This window comes from Pseudobutyrivibrio xylanivorans (assembly GCF_010906925.1).
Taxonomy (GTDB): domain Bacteria; phylum Bacillota; class Clostridia; order Lachnospirales; family Lachnospiraceae; genus Pseudobutyrivibrio.
The window spans coordinates 1-395 of record NZ_VTVE01000026.1 but is presented as its reverse complement, the minus strand read 5'-3'; the positions used below and the strand labels follow the sequence as shown (position 1 = coordinate 395).

At 41.3% G+C, this 395-nt stretch carries 1 protein-coding gene; it reads right to left on the bottom strand.

The window, feature by feature from the left end; all coding sequences use genetic code 11:
- Positions 1-395: RsmE family RNA methyltransferase (locus F0Q01_RS13745; RefSeq protein WP_163927313.1), on the bottom strand; the 395-nt coding region annotated here is incomplete at both ends.

The following is a 395-nucleotide window of genomic DNA, read 5'->3' as shown; positions in this document are numbered from 1 at the left end:
AAGTTGCATTAGCTCTTTTTCGCTAATGCCTCCTTCAGGCCCAAAAACACATAAAACAGACTGTCCAGGCTTCATGGTTTGGAATAAGTTAGCAAGCGCGCTGTCCTCGCCTTCTCTGGCGCTCTCTTCATATGCTGCGATAACAAAGTCATAGTGAACATGGTCAAACATTAACTCTTTGAAACTAGCAGCATAATGAACTTCTGGAATGATTGTCCTTTGCGATTGTTCAGCAGCTTCTTGCGCAATTTTTTGAAGTCGCTCGATTTTTTTGATGACTTTCTTGTCATCCCATTTCACCACAGATCGTTCTGCTTTATAAGGGATAAATTTGTGTGCGCCTAGTTCTGTACTTTTTTGAATGATGAGTTCTAGTTTGTCGCCTTTTGGTAGAC